Below are 24,222 nucleotides of genomic sequence, written 5' to 3'. Positions count from 1 at the left end.
GTCAGTCATTGTCGCTCAAGCCGGCCCCGGCGCCCGCAAGGCGGGATATTTCCGAGGCGGGCACATATGTGAGAGCCGCAAGCGCGCCGAAACGCTGCCAAAGGCCTTGTGGGATGTGGATGCCCTGATGATCGCAGGCGGCGGCGGCGCTGTCGGATGCCGGCTCGCTGGAAAGCGAAATCTCTGCAACAGTCTGTTTTCTTGTGTCGCCCGGAACCTGCTCGAGCGCCGTGGCGGCTTTGGCGATGTCGGGGCCGATCGATATCTGGCGCCCGGCAAGGCTGACCAGGACCCTGCGGCCGCTGCGTCTGGAGATGTCCGCCAGGGTCGGTGCAAGCAGGCAGGCCGCGGCGACCGGGGCGTCGATCGAAAGCATCGCCCCCGCTTCCATCCCGCGCGATCGGTCCGAGACCGCAGGGGCAACGGCGAGCGCGCTGAGCGGCTTGTCGTCCAGTGCATGCAAACTTGTGCCGCTGGCGTCGAACCGCCAGGAATGCCGTCCGGCTTTCAACGCTTCCAATGCGTCGGCGAGTGCCTCGAGATGGCGCGGTGACGCACCTGCCAGCGCGCGCCCGCCGCGCCCGGCTTCCTCGGCCAAACCCCAGGGCAGCCCGGCGCCACGCGCCGCTTTTTTCACCTGGGCCTCGATTTCGTTGAGCGAAGAACCAGCCGGTTGATCGGTACCCCTGGCAGGGGTCCAGGATTGTACGGACATTTGCGGCAAGGCGTTGTTGGAATGCTCCAGCGGCGGGATCGCCCAGTCGTCGGGGGCCATCGCATGCAACTCGTCCGGAAACGGCGCATGCTTGAACATCGAAATGCGCACCCAGCGATCGGAACGGGGATCGAAATCGGTGGCGCCAAAGAAGGAGAGCTTGCAGCGTAGAATGTCGATCGGCCGCATCCTTGCCGAGATGAGATTGTCGCGGATCTCTGCATAGGGCCGTCGCGCGGTAAGCTGCACGCGGCGCACAACATGCCTGTGTTCGGGATGCGCCGACAGGAAGGCCGCTACGCTTGTGTCGGCTGCCTCGGCACGCAAAGCTCGATGGAGACGCGAAACATCACGCGCCACGGCCAGGGGCTGTTCGCGCTCGGCTCCGTCTTCCGAGGCGCGTTCGCCAAGACGCGGCTCAAGCTTCTCCTCGGAAACGTACCAGAACCGGGCCTGCGCGTCGGGCCGCTCGAAATCGGTATCGAGGGCGTGGCGATAGAAACGCTCCAGTTCGTTCCGCAGCGATCCGACCGTCGCCGCGCCGTCGATGCGCAGGTCATTGGCTTCCTCGCCGCCCATGGTCTCGGCGAGGTCATCGACCAGGTCGCCATAGGGCTCAAGCAACAGCGTCAGCAGAAATTCCTGGGCTTCCGTTCCGAGCTGCTCGGCGGCAAAGCGAACCAATCGGTCCCATCCGAAGCTTGCCGCGAGATCGAGCTTTTCGATGTGGTCGGCGAGGCTTGAGAGGTCGCGGGCAAGGCCGGCGATGCGTGCGCCCTGGATCAGGTCGTCGACGCGCCATGCCGCCACTTGCCGCATGCCGCGGGCAAGCCGGTCGCGGAACGTCGCGATGGCCTCGGCGCTGGCGTGCTTGACCGAACGAACGCGGGCAAGCGCGGTTTCGCGCGCGTGGATCCAACGGTGGAAGAGGCTGGGATGGTTGACGACGAAGGGGGCCATGCCGAGCCCGGTGGAATTGCCGACCCCCAGACGCCGGCAAAGGGCGCGGTCGAATGCAATGGCTGTCTTGGGCGATTTGAGTTTCGCCATGTGCTCGACGAGATCGATTGTAAAGGCACGAATCAACCAGACCGTCAGCATTTCGGCGGCGAACGGCCCGGAGAATTCAGGCCGCGTGGCGATCTTCTCACGGTCTGCGAGGCCGAACTTGCCACTGCCATAGACGGCCGTGGTGCGCATCAGATAGCCGACGGCGTCAAGGTCCTGCGCGGCCGGCTGGCGTCCGTCGGCAAGCGTGGCGACGACGTGATCGAACAGGCGCACGCTGCGGTTGGCGCGCGCGAGAACTAGCTCCGCGCAGGTGCAGCGGCCTGCCTCCTGCTTGGGAACGTTGCGCGACAGGCGCTCGATATCGGCCCGGCTGACAACACCGTCATGCAGAGCAAATGTCGCGTCCCATTCTTCGGCGATGACGCGGTCGGTGCGCTTGGCGGGGTCGAGATCGTGGCCGAAGGCGACCAGTGAGTAGACGCGGCCATTGCCGCGCGCTTCATAGATGGCGACGCCTTTGCCACGCGCGTCGATGTCAAACAGCACCGTCGCGAATTGCCAGCCCTCACGCGCCAGCCGGCGCAGCAGAACACGCATGAAACTCAGCCGCGTCTGGTGGAAGCTGCCCATGCGCTCGAGGCGCAGAACCGTTTCCGGCCGACGCAACGGCGCCTGCCCGTCCGGCGGATCCTGCGCGGCGCTGACGGGTCCGGGCATCATGGCGTCTGCCTCGCACCGCCTGACGTGGCGGCGGCCGGAGCAAACGATTGCTCGAAAAAGCGGAGCCAGTTCTCTCCCATGATGCCGGCGACGTCAGAAGGCGAGAAGCCAACTGCTGCCAGCCCTTCCGCAATGCCCGGAAAATCTACATTGCCGCGGAACCAGGACGGCTGCTTGGGGAAGACAACGGGATTTATCGCGTCGACAGGTTCCTTGGTCCAACGGCCGCGGCGCATCCACTGCACCACCTCGTCGGGTTGGTCCTGGCACAGGTCCGAGCCGATACCGAGATGCGCGACGCCGATGAGATCGGCCGTGCGCGCAACCATTTCACAGAACTCCCGCAACGTGCAGGCTCCGCCGTTCTTCAAATGGTGGGGGTAGATGCTGAAGCCGAGCAGGCCGCCGCCTTGGGCAAGCGCCTTCAGGACCTCGTCAGGCTTGTTGCGCACGACCGGATGCCAGCGATGCGGGTTTGCATGGGTAACCGCGATCGGTCGCTGCGACAGTTCGATCGCCTCAAGCGTCGAGCGCGTGCCGGAGTGCGACATGTCTATGACCATGCCAAGCCGGTTCATCTCGACGATGACTTCGCGCCCCATGCGCGTGATGCCCGTATCTTCCCTTTCGTAGCAACCGGACGCCAGCAGGCTTTGATTGTTGTAGGAGAGCTGCATAAAGCGCACGCCAAGCGTGTGGCAGACCTCGACGAGGCCGATATCGTCCTCGATCGGCGAGCAGTTCTGCAGACCAAAGAACACGGCGGTACGGCCTTCGGTGCGGGCACGCCGCACATCCCCGCCCACTTTGCCATGGAAGATCAAGTCGGGATGCTCGGCGAACAGAGTGTTCCAGCCGACGATGTTCTCGACCGTCTCGCGGAAATCCTCATGGTAAGAGATGGTCGTGTGAATGGCATCGACGCCGCCGGCGCGCAGCTCGCGCAGAATCGTCTCGGAGACGTTGCAATATTGCAGGCAGTCGATGACGTGGCCGGGCGAGGCTGCACTCATTGCGGCATCCCCGCATTGATGTAGCTGGTCTTGACCGCGGTGTAGAATTCGGCGGCGGCGCGGCCCTGTTCGCGAGGCCCGTGCGACGAGTGCTTTCGCCCGCCAAAGGGCACATGGTAGTCGGTGCCCGCGGTCGGCAGGTTGACCATGACGCAGCCAGTCTTGACCTCGCGGCGGAAGGCGTTGGCGCGCCCCAGCGAGCGCGTCATGATACCGGCGGTCAGGCCGAATTCGGTGTCGTTGACGACGGATACGGCATGTTCGAAACCCTCCACCTCAATGACGCAGGCGATCGGCACGAACATCTCCTCACGGTTTATTCGCATCTCGTTTTTCGTGCCGAGAAAGACGGTCGGCGCGAAATAATGGCCCTTTGTACGTCGCTCCAGCTTTTCGCCGCCGCAGGCCAGCTCCGCGCCGGCCGCCTTGCCGATCTCCACGTAGCGCTCGGCCGCGGCAAGCTGCTTCTCGTCGACCACCGGCCCGATCTGGGTGCCTTCGTCCAGGGCGTGACCGACCTTGAGCGCGGCCGCGGCCTTCACGAACTTCTGCGCGAACACGTCGTGCACCTTGCGATCGACGACAATGCGGGAGGATGCCGTGCACTTCTGGCCAGAGCCGAAGAAGGCACCGTTGACTGCATGCGCCACGGCGAGGTCGATGTCCGCATCGTCCATCACCACCAGCGCGTTCTTCGAGCCCATTTCGAGTTGCAGCTTGGTCAAGTTGGGTGCTGCGGCGATCGCCACGGCCCGGCCTGTTTCGTAAGAGCCGGTGAGCGTGATCGCGTCGATATCGGGACTGCTTGCAAGCGCGTTGCCGATCGAGAACCCGGGGCCCATGACGAGGTTGAACGTTCCTGCGGGCAACCCTTGCCGCGAGATGATTTCGGTTAGCGCCCAAGCCGAGGCGGGGGTGAGATTTGAGGGCTTCCAGATCACCGCGTTGCCATAGGCGAGCGCCGGGGCAATCTTCCAGCTCGCGGTGGCGGTCGGGAAATTCCACGGCGACACGATTGCGACCACGCCGACCGGCTCGCGCCTGATGTCGACATCGATGCCCGGCCGTACGCTCTCGGCGTTCTCGCCATACTGGCGGTGGCACTCGGCCGCATAGAACTCAAAGAACTGTCCGGCGCGATAGACCTCACCGATACCCTCGGCGCGAGGCTTGCCCTCCTCACGCGACAGCAGCTCGCCAAGCTCGGCGGACCGCGCGATCAACTCGCGGCCGATCGACATCAGCACCTTGTGGCGCTGCTCGATCGGCGCGCGGCCCCAGGCGCGCGCGCCTGCCCTGGCCGCGTCGATGGCTTGTTCCAGTTGCTTGAGATCGGCCTGCGCATAATGGCCAACGACATCGGAAACGTCCGACGGATTGATGTTGGCGATGGCAGATGGGCCGTTTGTCCAAGCGCCGCCAATTAAATTTGCAGATGCTTCAGCCAATGGTCTCGTCCCGATTGTCAGAACATACTTGAATTTTTCGTGCGGTTCGGTCAATTTGAAATAAGTCAATTCAATTTCGAGAAAATTGAAATCGAGCGATGCGCTACTCACTGGCCAATCTACGAACATTCGCTGCCGTGGCCGAAATGGGCAGCATCACGGAGGCCGGCGCGAAACTTGGCCGCACACCCTCCACTGTTTCCATGGCGCTCAAGGCGCTAGAGGAGGAGATAGGCGCACCGCTCTTCGAGAGCGACCGCAAGAACCGGTTGTCGAAGACAGGCATGCTCGTGCTGGCGGAGGCGCGCGATCTGCTTGCCCATCATGCACGCAGCGTCCTGGCCATGCAGGCTTTCGTGCGTAACCAGTCCGGACGCGTCGACCTCGCCTGCGTGCCATCTGTCGCAACCGCGATCCTGCCGCCGTTGCTGATCGATTTCCGCAAACGCCATCCGGGCGTCGAGATCAATGTGCGCGACGCCGACTCGCCATCGGTCTCTGAGGCGGTCGAGACGGGCAAGGTAGCGCTCGGCATCGCCAGCTTGAGCCGCTCCCGACCTGCGCTCCACTTTGAACCGTTGTTCGAGGAGGGGTTGGGCATCGTCTGCCGCAGCGACGATCCGCTGACAAAGGTACAGGCTGCTGTCGAGTGGCATCAGTTGCGAGAACGAACCTTTCTGGGCAACGGCATCAGCGGCGCAATGGAGATTTCCGAGCTGGCCGGATTGATCTCGGGGGCGCCGATCGTCGTCTACAACGTTTTGTCGCTCCTGGCCCTGGTGCGCGCCGGCATGGGCATCACGGTCTTACCGCATCTGTCGATTGTCTCGGCGCGCGAAGGACTGTCGTTCGTGCCGTTGAGCGATCCCCAGGCCAAGCGTGCCGTTGGGCTGATCACACGGTCGATCGAGCGCAACTCTCCGGCCGAGGAAGCGTTCATCGCCGAGCTGCGACGGTCGTTGCGGCACCGAGCGGACGAACTTGGGATTTGGCTTCTTGCCTGATGCGGCGCACCTGCGGATCGACGCCTCCAAGGTGGTCGGGCTAATCGTTAGTGGTCTTGCCAAACCAGCAAACGACCTGTCACGCGGCCGTTGTGCCGACGACGTCTACCACATCATCGCCGGCGTCCAGGCCCAGCGTCAAGCCGCGCTGTCTGCCGGACGCCACAACTGGTTTCAATCCGATCAGAGACGAACGCCGCAGGGTGCTCGGCGAGGTATTGAACCTTGTGCGAAAGCATTTCGTAAAATGGGAGGCAGTCTGAAATCCGCAAGCGACCGCGATCTCGATGATGGGCATGTCAGTAAATCTGATCATCTGCTTGGCCCGTTCAAGCCTTAGGCCGGTGTAGTATTGCCAGGGGGTCGTGCCAAGATGCTGTTGAAACAAACGCTCGATCTGACGGCGTGAAAGACCTATCTCACGCGCCAGATTGTCAATACTAAGTACCTCGTCAACGTGTTTTTCCATCAAACGAACGACCGTTATTAATTTGCCGCTGGTGCCACTGTAACTCAAACCTGGTGGCGCCGATTGATGCTGCTCGCCGGATCGCCATCGGTCCGCCAAGGCCAGCGCGCATACTCCTCGCACCAGCTCGTCGCCGAATTGCTTGCCAATGAGATCGATGACGAAATCGAATGCGGCAAACTCTCCTGCGCACGTTGTCATAAGCCCATCGCTCACGAACAATGAGTTTTGAACATTAAGCCGCCCAAAGCGCTCCGACAAAGTCACAATTTGTGGCCAGTGCACTGTGCAACTTGCATCGTCAAGAAGTCCGGCATGGGCAAGAACGAAAGTTGCCGAGCCGAGCGCAACTAGCGGCACCCGCATCCTTACGCAAGAGCGAACCAGTCGGAGCAAGGATGGATTTATGTGGTTTTCCACCCCCTCGCCGGCACAAAGAAAGATTCGACCCGGCTGGCCGGCCGAAATGCGTTTGTTCTCGTCATCTAGCGTCGCCGAAACGGCAACTTTAAATCCACTGGCGGATGTGACGCTGCCGCCGTCTTGACCGATAAGTCGCCATTTGAAATGGACACGTTGGGTCAATTTATTGGCGATATGCAGCGGTTCGACCAATGATGCCAGGCACAGCTGCGAAAACCCTGGCAAAAGCACGATCGTTAACTCGGCAACAGGAGTCTCAACGAGAAATCTAGCATCAGGTAACGCGGTTTCGCCCTCTCGCTCGTGAAAGGCCTTTAATTGTGGAGGTGCGTTCATTCGACGATCCTCCCCCTGCCCGATGTCGCAGCGTCCTCATCCATAGCTTGGCCGATAGGTTGCCAAAGGGAAGCCAATCTAACAATGGTTGAGACTAAACCAAGATGATTACGAATTCGTTCAGCAACGTATCGGGCCTTCGTAATATTGTGGCCACAATCTCGCACTTGTAGATTCGGTTGATGCCTATCCCCGCACGCGCTGATATTCTGGATCATAAAGAACCTCCTCACAGATGCTCGCCGGGAATGTCCTGCCGATGATCTCGATGCCAATGTTGGTTCCAATCGCTGAAAACTCCGGCTCGACGAAGCCCATAGCGAGGTTCTTGCCTACGCGATGGCCCCAAGCGGCGGACGTGACTGTTCCGACGACGCGCTCATCGACAACGATCGAATCGCCCGGATGAGCAGGCGCCAGATCCGTATCAACTACCATCGACACGAAACGTTTGCGCGGCCCCGTGTTGTGCATTTTCAGCAACGCGTCCTTGCCAATAAAGGACTTGTCGAGCCGGACGAAGCGATCGAGCGCGCTTTCGAACGGATTGTATTCGGTGACCAGATCGGCTTTCCAGTGCCGATAGCCCTTTTCCAACCGCATGGACTCAGTGGCATAAAGCCCAAAGGGCTTCATGCCAAAACCTTTGCCAGCTTCCCATAAAACGGAGAATGCGCGTCGCAACTGGGCGTTAGGAATGTGCAGTTCCCATGCCAGTTCTCCAGAAAACGAGACCGACATCGCGATTGCTTCGGCGTTCCCGATGAAAGTGCGACGGACAGAAAGCCAGGGAAAAGCTTCCTTGGACCAATCGGTGCGCGGGGCCGCCTTCGATAGAACCTGGCGCGATTTCGGGCCAGCAACGACCAGGATGGTGTAGTCGTTCGTCAGGATTTCGAGGCGCACCGACCCGTCGGCAGGCAGGTGCTTGGTGAGCCAATCCATGTCGTGATATTCTGCGGCGGCCGCAGAGCCATACCAAATCCGGCCGTCAGCCAGATTGGCGATCGTGGCCTCACCTTTGATGTTTCCAAGCTCATTGAGGAGGTAGCAAAGGCCGACTTTTCCCAACTTGCGCGTCAACCGGGAGCAAACAATGCCATCGAGCCAATCTTGGGCATTATCTCCTGTGATTTCGTATCGGTTGAAGCCCGACACCTCCATGATACCCACGCCGTTTTGGACGGCGTTGATCTCGTCAGCGACAATCTTGAAAGTATTGTTGAAGCGGAATGAATGGGTTTCGACGAAATCGGCGGATGGTTTGTAAAATGCCGCTCGCTCCCAACCATTCACGACTCCGAATTCCGCATTCATTTCCGCAAGCGTTTCAGTCAGGGGAGTCGTCTTTGCGGGCCGGCCGGCCGGGCGATGCTCGTGCGGCATGTGAAAACGGAATTCGTTCTGATAGTCCTCGACGGCCTTGAGCGCGGTATACTCAACATTTGCATAGCGTGAAAATCGCCTAGGATCGATGCACCAGGTGTCATAGCAAGCCTCGCCATGCGCAATGATCTGAGCCAGCAGCCAGCCATGCCCGCCGCCTTCTCCAAGGCCGGCGCGAAGACCCGTGATGCAGTATGCGTTGCGTTTTCCCGGGATGGGGCCAACGAGCGGCAGCCCGTCGGGCGTGTAAGTGATCGGTCCGTTGATGATGGTGTGAATGCCCGCCTCTGTCAGGCATGGCAGACGCTTGAACGCGCCGTCCATAACATCAACGACGCGGTCGAGATCATCAGGACAAAGCGCCATGGTGAAATTCGGGTCTATCCCGTCGAGGCCCCAGGTTTTGCAGCCCTGTTCGTAGAACCCGACCAGAAGACCATTTTTCTCCTGTCTCGAATAGAAATCGTCGGTTGGACAACGGATCAGGGGAACACGAAATCCGAGCGTCTCTATCTCGGCGATCGGTTCGGTGAGCATGTATTGATGCTCCATCGAGGCGACTGGATGCTCGACCCCCATCATCGCGCTCAGTTCGTTGCAGCGATAGCCGCCGGCATTGACGATCTTTTCGCAATGGATATCGCCGTTCTTCGTCTGGACGATCCAGCTTTGGTCCGGCTTTTGAACGAGCCCGACAACCGGGTTGAAGCGGTAGATTTCCGCACCCGCCTTTCGTGCCCGTTGCGCTAATGCCTGACAGAGCTGCGCCGGATCGATGTCGCCATCCATCGGGTCCCACAATGCCCCAAGCAAATTTTCGGTCGAAATGAGAGGATGGCGGCGCTTGCATTCCACGGCGTCGATGAGCTCGAAATCTACGCCCATACCCTTCGCCAAGCTTATGAAATGATGGTAGCCATCAATATGGTCTTGCTTCGAGGCAAGTCGGAGCCCGCCAGTATCCTGGTGGTAGTTGATCGGATATTCGGGATCGGCGGCCAACTCCTTGTACAGACGGATAGAGTGGCTTTTCAGGCCAACCATTGTCTGTGTTCCGCCGAAATTCGTGACTTGCGCCGCCGAATGCCAGGTCGTTCCGGAAGTGAGCTCGTCCCGTTCGATTAGAACGCAGTCAGTGATCCCTTCCTGGGTGAGATGATAGAGTGTGGAACATCCTCCGATGCCCCCACCAATGACGACAACCTCTGCGTGGGATTTCATTTTTGTTTTCCGATTTCCGCAATAGCAGCAGCAATTTTCTCGCTGAGAGTTGCGCGGACCCACCTTTCATTTCCAGTCCCATTTCAGCAGTTCAGTTTTTCGGAAGAGTTGGTTCCGAATTTGTAACAATGTGCACTAGCTGTTTCGCACGATCTGCTTTCGCGCGACATTTGCGTGCGGTCTGGGAGAAGACGGAATGACGAGTGAAGAGTTGCGCATTAACCGGCGTGGACGAGCCTCTCGGGTGCAGGCACGGATGGCGCCGAAGTCCGAAGTCAATCCGTGCCCGCCCGGGCAGCGCGGCGGGCAATATCGGCCCCTGTCCGACAACAACGTCGCGAGGATCCTGGATACCGCCTTCAGAATACTGGCGGAGATCGGTATTGGTGAGGTTCCGCCGGTGGTGCTCGAACGGGCGCTCTATATGGGGGCCACAAAAAGCGATACCGGGCGCCTGCTGTTCTCAAGAGCCTTTGTCGAAGATATCGTCAGCGGCGCTGCGAAGAAATTCGTCTACCACGGCCGAGATCCCAGCCATGACTTTGAAATCGGTGGTGATCGGGTCTATTTCGGCACGGGCGGAGCTGCTGTGCAGACACTCGACATGGACACGGGTCTGTACCGGTCGTCGACGCTCAAGGATCTTTACGATTTCACGCGTCTGGCTGACACGCTCGACAACGTAAGCTGGTTCACCCGCTGCTGTGTGGCAACAGACATACCGGACAATTTCGATCTTGACGTGAACACCGCTTACGCCCTTTTGGCCGGGACCATGAAACCGGTCGGCACTTCATTTACCGTTGCCGAACATGTCGATCCGATCGTCGACATGTTCGATCTGGTACTTGGCGGCGAAGGTCGGTTCCTTGACCGTCCTTTCTGCAAGGCGCACATTTCGCCGGTGATCTCCCCGCTGCGTTTTGGCGAGGATGCGGTCGACGTAACGCTGGCCTGCATTCGACGAGGCGTGCCGATAAATTCCATCATCGCCGCACAATCGGGAGCAACCGCGCCGGCGACACTTGCCGGTATGCTGGCCCAAACCACTGCAGAGACGCTTGCCGGACTTATTCTGGTGAACATCTTCGCCCCCGGCTATCCGATGATCTTTTCCAATTGGCCACTTGTCATCGATCTCAGAACCGGTGCGTTCTGCGGTGGTGGGGGAGAAATCTCGCTGATGAACGCTGGCGCAGCGCAGATCAGCAATCATCTTGGTCTGCCATCTGGCGTGGCGTCATCGATGGCGGATGCAAAGGCAGTCGATGCGCAAATGGGCGCGGAAAAAGCGATCGCGGCACTGACCGCCGGGTTGGCCGGCGGAAACATGATCTATGAATCTTCCGGGATGATGGCCAGCCTTCTTGGCGCCTCGTTCGAAGCGTTCGTGCTTGACAATGAAATGCTGTCGCACGTCCATCGCATAATTCGCGGAATTGAAGTTAACGACGAAACGCTGGGCTTCGATGCGATCAGGAACGCGGTCACTGGTGAAGGCCACTTCCTCGGAGCCCCGCATACAATGTCCGCCATGCAGCGCGACTATTTCTACCCGCCGCTCGCAGATCGCGATGCCCCGCGCGTCTGGGAGGAAAAAGGCGCCCGCGACATCTGGTCAAAAGCGCGGGACAAAGCTACGCAAATCCTTTCAACTCACTACCCGCTGTATCTTGACACCGCAGTCGATTCCAAAATTCGCGATCGCTTCAATATTGCCCTGGCACCGAATGCGATGAAACTCTCTGCCTGACCCTATTCGTCCTCAACGACTTCAATAGGAGACGATATCGCCGGGGCGATCTCGGAGAATCTCGGAAGGAGCCGCTCACGAACCAATCGCCGGCAATCGTCAGCGAGTTGCTGTGGCAAATGCCCAAGCTCCTCATTGCGGGCGATGAGATAAATTCGTCTCGAAAACGCCGGAAACGGTATTGTCATGATGTCGAGCTGCGGCACGAAGCGCTCCGCATCCAAAACATTCAGAGGCGTAGTCAATGCCCAGCCTTTGGTTTGAACGACCATCGCAAAAACGGACCGTGACGCCTCGAAGGCATAGCGTCGGGGCACCTTGAAACGCAAGCGCTTCATTTGCTGCGCCACGATACGCCCGATCGGCATGGCTTCCGAATACTGCACGAATGGAAGGCTAGCCAGTTGTTCGCGAAGATCGCTGCCGGGAGAGATCGCACCCTTCGCCGCCACCAGAATGAAAGGCTCCCGCAAAATCGCAATGGACCGATATCGGTTGGCGTCCGATGGCATGACCACCGAGACAGCGATATCTGCTTTGCGGTCGATAACCATTTGAGTGATCGTATCGGAGCGCCCGGAAAAGGCGTTGACGAAGCAATTGCGGAATCGAGTCTGCAGGCTGGCGACCAGAACGGGCGTCAGTGAAGCATCAAGATCATCAAGGATCGCAAGGGTTAGTTGCGGCAGGCTGGAAAGGTTCAATTCAGCCAATTCAGACTGCGCTTCCGACACCGCTTCGAGTATGCGGTGCGCGTGAACGCGCAGGACCTGACCCGCCGGCGTCAACGTGACGGGGCGCGCACTCCGGTCGAAAAGCTTGGCCCCCACGGCAGATTCCAGTGCCGTAATCAGTTGTGATACCCCAGAGGGGCTGCCTCCAATCTGCGTCGCCGCCTCACCGATCGATCCTGTTTCCTCGACGGCGACAAACACCCGAAGACCACGCAAACTCAGTCCCGAATTTGGCTTGGCGCTCGCTTTCGAGGAACGAATTGTGTCGGTATTCAATTGCGCGGGAACCTGGCTAGTCTAAGCCTACAGTGGACCGATTTTCGCACCCAATCAATCGGTAAGGCGCTAGACTGCGCCTCCAGAAGCAGGTTGGCCAACAAGGCGGTCGTCACGTGGATGCCCCTTTTACAAGGGGACGCTCAGCCGGAGCGTCGGAAGGCGCCCTGGACGATCCGGTCCATGACCATAGCGACGCAAAGGATAGCCAGGCCACCCAGCAGCCCCGGTCCCTTGGCCGCGTACTGGAGCGCTTCGAGTATCACTTTGCCCAGGCCGCCGCCGCCGATCAGCGATATTATTACCACCATCGACAGGCACATGAGGATGGTCTGGTTGACCCCCGTCATTATCGAAGGCAGCGCCAGGGGAACCTCGACGTCCTTGAGAAGTTGCCACCTGGAGGCCCCGAACGCGGTGGCCGCCTCCTTGATCCCTTCTGGGACGCCCCGCATTCCGAGCGCGGTCAGCCTGATGACCGGTGGCATACCGAAGATGATTGTCGCCAGAATTCCCGGTGGATTGCCCGTACCGAAGAATGCGATGATCGGTATAAGATAGACAAACGCCGGAAGCGTCTGCATCAGATCGAGAACCGGCTCGGCGAACTGATACACCCTTTTGGATTTCCCGAACCAGATTCCCAACGGTATGCCGAACGCCACGCAGATAATGACTGCGGCGCCAACCAGCGCGACGGTTTCCATTGAGATTTCCCAATAGCCGAAGAACGCAATATAGGCCATGCAGGCCGCTGTGAAGATGGCCACGCGCGGCCCGGCCGCGCGCCACGCCACGGCACAGATCACCACCATGACCACCGGCCAGGGGGTCCCGATCAGTGCAATCGACATTGCGTTGATCACTGAACGGACGCCCGCCACAATCGACTCAAACGCTCCGGACCCGGCGATAGCGGCGGCATCGATCTGCATGTCCAGCCAATTCGCTGTGGTGACAAACACTTCCTTCCTGGCCGGAAATGCATTCAGGAACTCGGGCGCATCCCCGGCGGTGAACTTGTAGACGGTCAGCGGGGCAATCGCCAAAATCAGTACGATTCCCAGCAGGAGATTGCTCAGGCCAGCTCCGGATTCGACTTGACCGGGTTTGATTCTCCAGCGTGAATATTGCCTTTCATAGACAATGTTGGCCGCCATCCCCTCGCAAATCCTGATCGCGACAAGCAAGATCAGGCCGGCAATGATGATGAAAGTCGCTTCCGACGCTGCTGCTTCCGCCGCCTCTCGACTTTTGGCTGCTGCACGGGTCAGGTTGGCAGCCAAGGTTTCAAAGCGACTTGGATCTTCGAGAGCGTCGCGAGCCTCCTTTGCGTTGTTGAGAAAAACCTGGGCCTGCGCGAGTTGTTTGGCTGCCCGCTCCATCAGGTCGCCGCCAAGATTGCCCCAGGCACCGCGACCTATCTGCACGAAAGCTATCATTTCGAGCAGGAGGAATGTCCAGAAGAAGCCCCACATACCGCGCATGGCCGCCCACAGCGGGCCCAGCACAGCGGTCGCAGCGTTAAAGCTGAGAGGCACGACACGGGTGGATTCGTGGATGCTGCGGAATGCCTTGGCGTAGTAGCTGCCATTCTTCCCGGCGAATTCGTCAATCGAAGCATCCAGCGCTTCGCGGTCAACGTTAATGTCGGCGGCCGCGACAGCCTTGATTTCTGTCACGCTTTTCCTCCCTGAATGCCCCGCAGCAGCCCCGGTTTGCTGATCACTCCCACATCGACACCCTCTTTGGTGACAACGACGGGTCTGTCGGTCGCGACCGACAGATCGATCAGCTGGTCCAGATCGGTGTTCTCGTCGGTCCGCGGCGCGTCCACCAGCGTCCCGCGATAGCCGTTGAGCGGCTCCATGATCGAATGCGCCTTGACCAGCTTCAGCCTCGATATACCCTTGACGAATTCGCGCACATAGTCGTCGACCGGATTTGTCACGATGTCCTCAGGCGTGCCGATCTGCACAATGACACCATCCTTCATGATCGCGATCCGGTGGCCGATGCGGATGGCCTCATCGAGATCATGCGTAATGAAAATCGTCGTCTTGCCAAGCTGGCCGACCAACGCCTTGAACTGATCCTGCAACTGCATGCGGATCAGCGGATCGAGCGCCGAAAAAGGCTCGTCCATCAATAGGATCTCGGGGTCCGAGGCAAGCGCCCTTGCAATGCCAACACGCTGCTGCATGCCGCCGGAAAGCTCGCTTGGCAGTCGATCCTCGTAACCGACCAGATCGACGAGCCTCAGCACATGATCGGATACCGCCCAGCGTCTCGATTTGGCAACACCTCGGATTTGGAGCGGATAGGCGACATTGTCGCGTACCGAGCGGTGCGGCAGAAGCGCCATGTGCTGAAAGACCATGCCGATCTGCCGCGACCGGACTTGCCGCAACTCTCGCTCTGACATTGCGCTGACATTTGTCCCGCGAATCTCGATCGTACCGGCCGTCGGCTCGATCAGTCGGTTGACGTGGCGGATCAAGGTCGACTTGCCGGAGCCCGAAAGACCCATAATGCAGAAAATCTCACCGCGCGGCACAGCAAAACTGACATCTTGAACACCGACAACGCATGAGAAGCGCTCAAGGACTTGGGCCTTTGTCAACGCTTCCATCTTGACAGCGGTCATCGCCTCAGCAGCGCGGGCGCCGAAAATCTTCCAGACATTCGACAAGCTGACAAGCGCTTCTGGCATCTAGGGCTCCGATCGGAGAGAAGTGGCCGTCGCAACGACGACCACTGAAGCGGCCGCTACTTGCCTGCGAACCACCCGGCAATTTCGGACTGATGATCCCGTATCCATTTTTTTGCGAATGTTTCGGGCTCGATTTTGTCGATGACTAAAGCCTTCGTCATCGCGCTGACCTCCTCGTCAGTCAGTTTGATGTTGCGCAGGAATGTAGCGACTTGGGGTTTGTCGGTGTCCAGCGCCTTGCGATAGGCAACATGCACAGAGGCGGCCGGCCAAGCGACTGGCGCCGATGATTTGCTAAGCCAGTCAGGATCGTCCGTCGGCTGGACGACGTGCCACTTCGAAGCATCGTAGGCTGGCTCCTTTAGCCATTTGAGATCGTAGAGCGCAAAAATATAATGTGGCGAATAGCAGGCGCTGATCCAGGGCTTATGCGCCTTAACCGCGTTTCCAAGATTGGCGAAATTTACGACTTCATCATAAACTTCCGTCTTCATTGTCTGGTCGTAGCCGTAGGATTTCGCCTTGATCTTCTCCACATTGCCGGAGGCGTCGCCAGGATTTCCAACCCACATGTTTCCCTTGCCGTCGCCGTCTGTATCGAACAGCGCCGCCTTGGCAGGATCGGTCAGGTCGTCCACCGAGGCGACCCCCATTTCGTCCACAACATAGGCAGGCACACATAGTCCCTGTTTAGCCGGCACTCCGTTGGGATTAAGCTCCACCGTACCTTTGTTCTTTACATAGGTGTCATAAAGGTTCTGCTGGTTGGGCAGCCATACCTCGGGCATCACGTCCATCGAGCCCTTGTCCATCGCTTCAAAAATGATCGGGTTCGAGCCGTTTTGTAGTTCCACGTTCAAGCCGAGATTCTCTTCGATAGCCGCCTTGATGATATATGCAGTTGCGGTCGCGGATGGCCAGTTCTGTTGACCGACCACGACATCGGCCGCAGAGGCTGTTGATACAGTGCCCAGTGCCCCGAAGGTCAATGCCGTTATGGATTTTATGATTGCACGCATTCCATTTCTCCCATTCATAGTTGTTGTCTAGTTCTCTATTGTAGAACTTGTTCTGAATTATCGAACTGCAAGTCGTCATCCGGCGTGTGGTCGACATACAGCCATCCGCCAAATCCACTTGATTGGTCGATAGGGATGCGGGGCAGTCGCAGATTGAGCTCTATCGGCCTAATCCCCCGCCAGTTACCCGTACGACGCAACTGAACCCGGCATGACCTTCGATACATACTGCAGGTCCTTTCACTTCGAGCACGGGCGAGACGAAGGCTGGGGTCAGGTTAAAGCGCGCCACCCGGTCGGGACAGATCCGCAGGGTGCATCGTCCTACTAATGCTTTCACGTTGCGTGGCATCATTTGCGCGGAAGGAGACGTGCTTCCAGAATTATTTGTTCAATTAAGTTTTTTGGAAAGGTGGCTTCAGAAAAGATGAACTTGTGAGCTGCGCTATGTACGTCGCCGGATGCCGGCTCCGCCGGTGCGACCTCAGGCTATCTCATTTGCCGTCATCGGAGAGCAAGGTTAAAAGACAGATGCTTCGGCTCGCCGGAAACGGGACCAGCACCTGATCACCCGCGATTAGGCAGGTCGCAATGAGATGCGTGGCTCTTGATCCGGAACCTCCGACGCACGAACGAGCCTCGGCAACATTGTCCCTCCGCTCTCCCGCGCCTTAAAGGGCCGGCAGGCGATCTTGCTCAGCGCTCGTAATCGTTATCGTTCGAGCGCTGGGTCTTGCGGTCCTGCTCTTCAGCCTGCTGGGCCTTCTGCTTGTTGGCGTCCTTCTGCTTGGCTCTCATCTCCTGCTCGGTGCCGGTGCGCGGCTGCTCCGGCTGGCGGGGCTCGTCCCGGGTCGGAAGGTCTCGCCCTCGCGCCTCGCGCTCGGGGATCGGCTCGCCACCGCCACTACCACGACGCTGTTGCTGCCGCTCGAATTGGAGCCGCGCGAGACGGTCGTGCATCTTGTCGTTGACCTCTTCACGATACTGCTCGAACTGTCCTTGATGCGCCGGCGGCAGCGTCTCGCGCATGTTGTCCAAAGCCTGATTGACGCGGGCCATCTGACGCCGCATTTCCAAGGGGGTTTGCGCCATGTCCAAATCTCCTATCAGTGCGTTCAATTCTCTCATACGGGGATGGGACAGGAAAGACTTCTGTCCCGATTGATCAGCTCCGCGACCCGCGGCAGGACGTGGTTGCCCCTCCCCTGTCCGATCGCGACGGAACTGCAGAAAATTGTTGCCAATCGACTCCGCTGCCGTGAGAGCTTGACCGACTACGCCCGCGGTCCGCATGGTCGTCACAGTCTTTTGCCATGCGGCAGCGATTGCATCGCCGTTAACGACAAGGGATTGCCCATCCAAACGGCGTTGCCGTTTGGCCTCCACCCGCTCGATCGTCCTAGCGCTGACCTGGTAGCGCGGATCGCTCTGGGCGCGGCTGTAGGCTCCGGCATGCTCCTTGGTGAATGGCCGCGTCATCGCATGATCCATACGCCGCGTCGCCACCATCGCAATGCCGTTCTCGCGTGCTTTTTCCGCAAAGCTCTCGCGCCAGGCGGCGAGATCCGGCTTGTAGAATTTCAGGCGCTCACCGTCGGCTGACCGCGCCTGCACCATCGCATGGATATGAACGTGCTTGGTGTCCTTGTGATGTGCCAGGACGAACTTGTATCCTGGCGCGCGCTCCTCGAGCACGGCGCGCGCCGCGGCCATAACGGCGTTGGCATCGGTGCCGGCTCTTGCCGAGAAAAGCAGGTGATAGGCATTGCGGCGCTCACGCCCCGAAAACTGCGGGCGCCATTGTTCGTAGACAGAAGCCGCCGCCTTGTTGGAGTTCTTCGCCCCGGGCACAGGCTCGCCATTTGCGTGGCGAACCTGGCTGTGGGTGCGGATGAACTTCTGCAGGAAATATTTCGCCTTGGGTTCACGGCTCACGGCCGCCGTCACCTCTGCCTTGGCTACCACCCCCGCCGCGCCCATAGCTTCAGACAAGCGCGCCTCGATCTTGTCGAGCGCCTTGTTGCGGGAATTATCCCGACCGCCGGCCAGGACTTTCGCAAGCGGTCCCGCCCGCTCATCGGTGTGCGCGTATACCTGCGCCGTCTGTCCGTCCTGTGCATAGATGAACGGTTTTACGCCGAATGCCTTGTTCAACGCTTCGCTCAAGGCGGCACCGGTGACCTGGCCGGCGAGATCGAAACGAACCTCGATAAAATTGGTATTTTCCAGGGGTGGTTCGAACGTCTCGCAAAACGTTTCCAGGAACGCCTTTCGCGCGCCGCCTGTCGCAAGGACCTGTCCATCCTCGTCAAAAATCTCGATGTCGTGCTTCTCGCCTTTTTCGTCCTCGCGCTTTCCGATGTAATTGAGCAGCCGAGCAGCGGCTTCCTTGGTTGATGGCGGATTGGGCATGACCTTGAACACAGCAGGCTGCGCGCCCGCCGCATAGCCTGCCCGTGCCGCCACGGCCCGCGCCTGATAGCCCGCCCGCGCCGCTCGCCCTGTACCGCCCGGGAGACCCCCACGACGGCCGCCGCCGCCGCGCCGCTTCCAGTCTTCCTCCTCCTCTTCCGGCCGAAAACCGGCGAGCGTGGCGCCATAGACCATGATCGGCGCGCTAGAGGTCGCAGCAGCCGTCGCGGATTTCGGAGCACCGCTGGAGACGGAGCCTCCTCCTGTCCCTCCCGGCGACGAACGAGGGGCGTTCCTGCGCCCACCTGGCGTCGAGCCGGCCTGTCCTTGCCCAATCCGTCCGCCGCCACCGGTCCGCTCATAACTCTTCATCGCCTGAAGTTCTCCGGCCTCGCGTCGGGCGCTCATCGCGGACTTGTCGTCGTCCAGCTCCTCACGCTTCACGCCGGACTCGCCTCGAAGATAGCGTTCGATTTCGGCCGCGTAGCCAGCAAGGCGACCGCTCATGGCCTGGTGTCCCTCGCCTTGCGGGACTCGCCAGTCATCGCCTTCAGCTCCTCGCGGAACTGCCGCACGAGGTTGCCCACCGCCATCAACGCCTGCTCAAGATCCTCATCATGGGCAACCCGGCCGTCGCTCATGGCGCGCACGGCCTGATTGAAATTGACGCCTACGCGCCGCAGCTGATCGGTCATGTCCACGATCGCCGGCCGCAACCCCTCTGACGCGATAGGCAGATGCCCGGCCTCAGCCCGCACCAGACGCCGGACGACCTCGCTGACGGTGACGCCGTCCCGCTCCGCAATGGCTTTGAGGCTGGCCAGCTCGTCAGCCGAAAACCGGATGTGCGTCACCTCGCCGTAGCGTCGTGACGCGCTCTTCACCGCTGCTTTCTGGGGGTTTGCATTCATCTCTCAAGCCCGCTTGCGGGCGCTAAGCCCGCCAGGGCCGCGCCGCCTATTTTGTGTGTATCACAAAATAGGCTATCCTGCCAATAAACGAGTGAAAGCGGACGTTCCTTTCTCCGCCGGCCGATTGTCAACCGCAAGGGCCCTGGTCGCAATGTTTCCATCGTGATTTGATGCGATGTGTCTATGATGCGGTGAGGACTTGTTTCCATGTTAACATAGAAACACCAGAGCCGGTTCGCAGTCACGAACGGCCCACCGGATTCGATCCCTATAAAGGTAGCAGCCTCGTAGTGATGGGCACCCCTGGGCGAGCCTTTTTGATTCGCGCCTGGGTTGCCAAACCGGTCTGCCCTGTTGACTATGTCACCAGGTTTCGACCGCAACATTGTTCCATGTGTCCATGATGACTTGTTTCCATGTCGACATGGAAACAAGGAGCCAACGCCGGAAGGAGGCCCCCATGATCATCTCCGCTGCGATCCCAAAGGGCGGCACCGGCAAATCGACGCTGCTGCGCACCCTCGCATCCGTCGCGCTGCATCGGGGTTATTCGGTCACCCTTATCGATGGCGATCGGCGGCAGAACATGAACCGCTGGTTCCAGATGCTGGGTGACGCTGGCAATCGCCCTGACAGCCTGCAGCTGGTCAGCGCAATCACCCCGCAGGAAATTCTCGACGCTGCAGCCACTCACAACGGTGAGCGCTCCGTCGTATTGATCGATACGGAAGGCACCACAAATGACAACCTCATGGCCGGGCTCTTCGCGGCCGATATTGTCGTCGTGCCTGTCTATTTTGCCCTCGACGACGTGACCGCCGCCATCCAGATCACCGACCACTACATTCCGCTGGCGGTCGAGAGCCGGGGTAGACCGCTGCCCGCGATATTCGTGCTGACCAAGCAGACCATCATCGATGGCAGGGCGCGAGCCCTGACCGAACTGCGCGCCATCATCCAGGCCAACGGCACGCCGATTGCGGAACACGTCCTGCACAATCGTGTTGCCTACCGCGACCTACAGACCGGGCAGACACTTTACAGCCCCGCGGTGCCCGATGCGAAGGCGGTTGCCGAGAGCGAAGGGGTCTTCGACGACCTCCTGCAAACCTTCATCGAAGCCACGAGGAACGCGGCATGAGTGAAGAAACCGCGCCGAAACCCGGTGACGACAAGAAAGCGCGCATGATGAAAGCGATCTCCACGCAGCCGCCGGCATTGCCCAGCATGTTCATTTCTTCAGCGAAAAACGAGGGGCAGAAGCTGGAGCCAAATGCCGGATCGGCCATGCCGCAGACGCCTGAGCCGACATCGGGTGCAACGCCTGACTTTCGCAAGCTGCTGCGGCGAGGTCAGAAAAAGGATCCCATCGCCGGCAAGAAGATTCGCGAGGAGGAGATGATCCGCTGCGGGTACTATCTGACGGCCGTTGAGCAGCGCCAGTTCAAGTTGCTGGCGATCAGCAACGGGCACAGCATGACCGAGCTGCTGCGAAAGGCTGTGCAGGATTATATCCGCATTCATAAGCACAAACTGCCGAAGGAATAATCGGCGGTCGGGAGTCGCTGTCGCATGCTGTGACGGCTGATGGTCCTGGCTCTTTGCGACGCGCAAAAAAAAGAGCCCGCGACGGGATACTCCGTCGCGGGCTCTAAGACGTATTTGGCTAGTTGGGCTGGTCGAGGTGTTTCAGCAGTTCCCCGAGCACGCCGTCCCGGTCCGGACGCCCGCTGGCTGCGGCTTTGTCGTCGACCAGCTTTGCGGCCAGTTCAGGCGGCAGCGGCATGAAGTCGTAGCCGTGTGAGATGGCTGTGTGGCGAAGATCCTCAAGCGTTTCGAACGCGCGATCGCGGGTGCCAAGCCAGAGTGCGGGCTCGTCGGTTTCTTCGTGCGGGAACGCTTGCAGGAAGTAGGTCCGAAGCGGTGGATCGTAGCCGATGACAGCGTCTGGATCCGAGCGGACTTTTCCGGTGACGGTGCCCGTGACAGTGATGGTGTAGCGGCTCATTGCAACCTCCTTTTGCCGGTGGGGAAGCCGGCCCCTCGAGGGGCCGGCCACCGATGCCTCACTGGGGGTTGTTCCAGAGGATGACCTTCTTGTTTTCCTCGCCACCCGGGGCGGGAGCGAGATTGCCGAAGATCACGCCGATCTCGGGGGCTTCCAGCTTGACCGAGAGGTATTCCTCTCCCGAACGCTGCGAGATGCGGTGCCAGCCGGCTCCGATCTCGAAGCCCGTGCGCTTGTTGACGATCCGGTAGTCGGGCGCGTCCTCGCGCGACTTGTTGGTGTTCGGGATGAGGGTGATCGGGGCGTTGACCCGGAGCGTGGCAAAGACGCCTTCCATCGAGCCGTCGGCCTTGGTGGTGAGGTTTGCGATCGTGGTGGCCATGGTAGTTCTCCTTCGGTTGCATCGGGACCATTCCCGATGGCGCCAAAGGAGAGGGCCGTCCTGCTGCGGTCATCTCGGCGAAAATTCTGGAAAATTCTATTTGCCGAAAAATAGCGGGCAGGCCCTTCGCCTGTCCGCAGACAAAAACAGAAATCGAATTTTCCTGAATATTCGCCGAGTGTACCCCCAACGGGGGTTGACCGCACAAAGCAGGCGGTCGTCTACAAAGGCGACATGAAACGGGAATGGCCCCGGATGTAACCGGAGGAGAATAACTCAGGCCGCCATCGCGTGGCCGCTCATTCAACGCTGCCGGATCGCCGGGATGCTTGCCGCGCACCTTTCGAGTCATGTCGCCTGCGTCGTCACTACATCCAACAGCAGCATGGCGTGTGAACCGCCTTGCGTACCGGGCATATCGGCACAGCGTTTTCGAGACCGGAGCCGACTGGCAGCGAACTTCACGCCCCTCGGTAGCAATACCTCGAAGTCACGATGGATGACCGCGCAAGCCAGGATGTTCGCCACGCTTGCACAGGCTTCAGATGCGAGACGGGTGGAGATGATCGTCCTGCACAACGCCCCGCGGCGCATGGTCCGGTTTCGAAAGGGGCCGGCCTCGGCGTTCAGGGGGCGATCAGGATCGGACCCGCCGGGCTGTCGGCGGGTCCGCGCCTACATCATCCTGGCAGCGCCAGACGCTCGTCCGGCGTCATGCGGGCCTCGGCTTGGCGGCGAATGTCGGGACCGGCATGGCGGAGCATGGCGCACCAGTCTTGCACATGGTAAGTGGTCGCGACGCTGCCCCTGGCCAGATCGTAGATGACGCACGGCTTGTTCGCGATGGCGAGCCGAAGCACGTTGACGGCCGTGCCGGGTGATGCACCGTCCCAGACCATCATCCCAAAGTCGGCGCGCCGCGCCATCTCCTGGTCCTTGGCGGCGTGGACAAAGTCCCCTCTGGCATCGTCAAGAGACGGGACATGGTAGGCAGCCCAGTCGCCCAGATTGTTGCGGGGTTCCTTGCCGGCATGGAAGACGCCGACATGCTCGTACTTGTAGCCCGCGAGCAGGCCTTGCGCCTCGGCATCGGCTCCCGAGGCGTCGCCAATCAGCACGCCGTGCTCGGCAGCAACGATTGCGCCGATGCGCGTGATGACAGGTTCCGGCAGCTCGAATATCTCGCGTGATCCACCTATGAATATCATCGACATCGTGACTTTCCCTTCTCTCCAGCGCCCCCGCCCCCGCGCCGGCCGCCCTCTCCCTCTGGCCCTGCGCGAAGGATCGTCACCCAAGGGCCGCGCGGCGAAGCCGGCGCGGGGAGCGGCGGGACGCCGCGACTAGAGCCCGGCCGGCCGCAGGCCGGCGCGCCCGGACCCTGCCGCTGCCGGAGGCGCTACGCGCGTGAAGCTAGTGGTCGGCCAGCCAGAGGCTCACATCCTGGATCGAGCGCATCAGGATAGACGGGTTGTCCCGCGACGGGACAAAACCCCAGCTCTGCCAGTAGCGCTCGGCCTCGGCGTCGATCGCCCGCACCACCACCGCGCGACCGCCGACGATGCCGGCGCCGGCGACGCAGCGATGCAGCGCATCCTTGACCAGGCCGCTGCCGATGCCTTGTCCGGCATAGCGGTGGTCGACGGCGAGTTGTCCAATGAGCAGGCAGGGGATCGGATCGGGCGGGCGCCCGGTGCGGATGGCGCGCGGTGCGCTGTTTGGCTGGATCACGCCCGGCGCGAGGCCGTAATAGCCGACGACTGTTCCCTCGTCGTGAACGACCAGGACGCGGGTAAACCCGCGCGCCTGGTTCGTTCGCGCGAAGCCGGCCAGCCAAGCGTTGAGCGCCGGCTTGCCGCAATCGAAGCTGTCGAGGCGGTGTGCGTCGTCGAGGAGTTCAATGCCTGAAAGCGCCACCTAGCGATCCCAGGGCGCGGAACGACGCAGCCGCTCGGCCGCCTTCGGCGGAGGCGCGGCGGCGGGGGCCGAGATCGCCTGCATGAAGGCGTCATAGGCTTCCGGGGACACGCGGATGACGGTTTCGTTGAGGATGGCCGCCTGCGCCTCGTGGAGTGCCGCGCGCCGCACGAACTCCGTACGCGACAGGCCGAGCAACTCCGCGCCGCGGTCGATGATGGTGAGATCATCGTCGCGAAACCGCATCGAGACGGGTGTTTCCTTCCTCGTGGCTGTGGTGGCCATGGCGCGCTCCTGTGCTGCGGACGTATATACGTCTATGTAACGCGGAACGCAATACCACGTTGCCTG

General features: G+C 60.4%; 20 protein-coding genes. 4 read left to right on the top strand and 16 right to left on the bottom strand.

Annotated features, from left to right (window positions below; genetic code table 11):
* Nucleotide 1: 1 nt before the first annotated feature.
* The 3 genes from JG743_RS33170 to JG743_RS33160 are packed head-to-tail and all read right to left on the bottom strand — an operon-like array spanning nt 2 to nt 4,907.
* Entirely contained in the window at nt 2-2,446 is a 2,445-nt protein-coding gene (locus tag JG743_RS33170) for a DUF3726 domain-containing protein (protein ID WP_199201047.1), read from the bottom strand.
* Complete coding sequence (locus JG743_RS33165) at nt 2,443-3,459, bottom strand: membrane dipeptidase (RefSeq protein ID WP_199201046.1); 1,017 nt, start codon at nt 3,457-3,459, stop codon at nt 2,443-2,445. Before JG743_RS33165 ends, JG743_RS33170 begins: the two co-directional genes overlap by 4 nt.
* Nucleotides 3,456-4,907 carry an aldehyde dehydrogenase family protein gene (locus tag JG743_RS33160; protein ID WP_244673266.1) on the bottom strand — a complete coding sequence of 484 codons (1,452 nt, stop codon included), beginning with the start codon at nt 4,905-4,907 and terminating at the stop codon, nt 3,456-3,458. Before JG743_RS33160 ends, JG743_RS33165 begins: the two co-directional genes overlap by 4 nt.
* 98 nt (nt 4,908-5,005) lie before the next feature.
* On the opposite strand from JG743_RS33160, the gene JG743_RS33155 reads away from it, so the two are divergent.
* A complete protein-coding gene (locus tag JG743_RS33155) occupies nt 5,006-5,911 on the top strand; it encodes a LysR family transcriptional regulator (RefSeq protein WP_202303233.1) in 906 nt (301 codons plus the stop codon).
* 79 nt (nt 5,912-5,990) lie between these two features.
* Here JG743_RS33155 and JG743_RS33150 read toward each other — a convergent pair whose 3' ends face one another.
* Together JG743_RS33150 and JG743_RS33145 are read right to left on the bottom strand one after the other, a co-directional pair.
* Nucleotides 5,991-7,139 carry a GlxA family transcriptional regulator gene (locus JG743_RS33150; protein WP_199201043.1) on the bottom strand — a complete coding sequence of 383 codons (1,149 nt, stop codon included), beginning with the start codon at nt 7,137-7,139 and terminating at the stop codon, nt 5,991-5,993.
* Nucleotides 7,140-7,325: 186 nt separating this feature from the next.
* Complete coding sequence (locus JG743_RS33145; RefSeq protein ID WP_199201042.1) at nt 7,326-9,746, bottom strand: GcvT family protein; 2,421 nt, start codon at nt 9,744-9,746, stop codon at nt 7,326-7,328.
* Between the two features lie 196 nt (nt 9,747-9,942).
* Between JG743_RS33145 and JG743_RS33140 the strand changes: the two genes are divergently transcribed.
* Nucleotides 9,943-11,499: a trimethylamine methyltransferase family protein gene (locus JG743_RS33140; RefSeq protein WP_199201041.1), complete on the top strand. Its 1,557-nt coding sequence runs from the start codon at nt 9,943-9,945 to the stop codon at nt 11,497-11,499.
* A 2-nt stretch (nt 11,500-11,501) separates the two neighbouring features.
* Here JG743_RS33140 and JG743_RS33135 read toward each other — a convergent pair whose 3' ends face one another.
* The 6 genes from JG743_RS33135 to JG743_RS33110 form a co-directional block, all read right to left on the bottom strand.
* Nucleotides 11,502-12,509: a LysR family transcriptional regulator gene (locus JG743_RS33135; RefSeq protein ID WP_199201040.1), complete on the bottom strand. Its 1,008-nt coding sequence runs from the start codon at nt 12,507-12,509 to the stop codon at nt 11,502-11,504.
* A 143-nt stretch (nt 12,510-12,652) separates the two neighbouring features.
* Nucleotides 12,653-14,191, bottom strand: a complete 1,539-nt coding sequence (locus JG743_RS33130; protein WP_199201039.1) for an ABC transporter permease — start codon at nt 14,189-14,191, stop codon at nt 12,653-12,655.
* Complete coding sequence (locus JG743_RS33125) at nt 14,188-15,222, bottom strand: quaternary amine ABC transporter ATP-binding protein (RefSeq protein ID WP_199201038.1); 1,035 nt, start codon at nt 15,220-15,222, stop codon at nt 14,188-14,190. The genes JG743_RS33130 and JG743_RS33125 overlap by 4 nt, the downstream gene beginning before the upstream one ends.
* A gap of 56 nt (nt 15,223-15,278) precedes the next feature.
* Nucleotides 15,279-16,241 (bottom strand): ABC transporter substrate-binding protein, encoded by a 963-nt coding sequence (locus JG743_RS33120; RefSeq protein ID WP_199201037.1) that lies wholly within the window; start codon nt 16,239-16,241, stop codon nt 15,279-15,281.
* Nucleotides 16,242-16,937: 696 nt separating this feature from the next.
* Nucleotides 16,938-19,160 carry a relaxase/mobilization nuclease domain-containing protein gene (locus JG743_RS33115; RefSeq protein WP_199201036.1) on the bottom strand — a complete coding sequence of 741 codons (2,223 nt, stop codon included), beginning with the start codon at nt 19,158-19,160 and terminating at the stop codon, nt 16,938-16,940.
* Nucleotides 19,157-19,537, bottom strand: a complete 381-nt coding sequence (locus JG743_RS33110) for a hypothetical protein (RefSeq protein WP_202303231.1) — start codon at nt 19,535-19,537, stop codon at nt 19,157-19,159. The genes JG743_RS33115 and JG743_RS33110 overlap by 4 nt, the downstream gene beginning before the upstream one ends.
* A gap of 487 nt (nt 19,538-20,024) precedes the next feature.
* Here JG743_RS33110 and JG743_RS33105 point away from each other — a divergent pair, with 487 nt between their 5' ends.
* Both JG743_RS33105 and JG743_RS33100 read left to right on the top strand, forming a co-directional pair.
* A complete protein-coding gene (locus tag JG743_RS33105; RefSeq protein ID WP_199201034.1) occupies nt 20,025-20,705 on the top strand; it encodes a ParA family protein in 681 nt (226 codons plus the stop codon).
* The gene (locus JG743_RS33100) at nt 20,702-21,112 is read left to right on the top strand and encodes a hypothetical protein (protein WP_199201033.1); all 411 of its coding nucleotides are present in this window, start codon (nt 20,702-20,704) and stop codon (nt 21,110-21,112) included. Before JG743_RS33105 ends, JG743_RS33100 begins: the two co-directional genes overlap by 4 nt.
* Nucleotides 21,113-21,230: 118 nt before the next feature.
* Here the strand turns inward: JG743_RS33100 and JG743_RS33095 are convergent, their stop codons facing one another.
* The 5 genes from JG743_RS33095 to JG743_RS33075 form a co-directional block, all read right to left on the bottom strand.
* Nucleotides 21,231-21,572 (bottom strand): hypothetical protein, encoded by a 342-nt coding sequence (locus JG743_RS33095; protein ID WP_199201032.1) that lies wholly within the window; start codon nt 21,570-21,572, stop codon nt 21,231-21,233.
* Between the two features lie 58 nt (nt 21,573-21,630).
* The gene (locus JG743_RS33090) at nt 21,631-21,954 is read right to left on the bottom strand and encodes a DUF736 domain-containing protein (RefSeq protein WP_006205585.1); all 324 of its coding nucleotides are present in this window, start codon (nt 21,952-21,954) and stop codon (nt 21,631-21,633) included.
* A 680-nt stretch (nt 21,955-22,634) separates the two neighbouring features.
* Nucleotides 22,635-23,168 (bottom strand): hypothetical protein, encoded by a 534-nt coding sequence (locus JG743_RS33085; protein ID WP_199201031.1) that lies wholly within the window; start codon nt 23,166-23,168, stop codon nt 22,635-22,637.
* 199 nt (nt 23,169-23,367) lie between these two features.
* Complete coding sequence (locus tag JG743_RS33080) at nt 23,368-23,871, bottom strand: GNAT family N-acetyltransferase (RefSeq protein ID WP_199201030.1); 504 nt, start codon at nt 23,869-23,871, stop codon at nt 23,368-23,370.
* A complete protein-coding gene (locus JG743_RS33075) occupies nt 23,872-24,156 on the bottom strand; it encodes a type II toxin-antitoxin system TacA family antitoxin (protein WP_199201029.1) in 285 nt (94 codons plus the stop codon).
* Between the last annotated feature and the right edge of the window lie 66 nt (nt 24,157-24,222).

The organism is Mesorhizobium sp. 131-2-1, from assembly GCF_016756535.1.
Classification (GTDB): domain Bacteria; phylum Pseudomonadota; class Alphaproteobacteria; order Rhizobiales; family Rhizobiaceae; genus Mesorhizobium.
The sequence above is the reverse complement of the archived record's forward strand: the minus strand, read 5'-3'. Positions and strand labels throughout refer to the sequence as shown.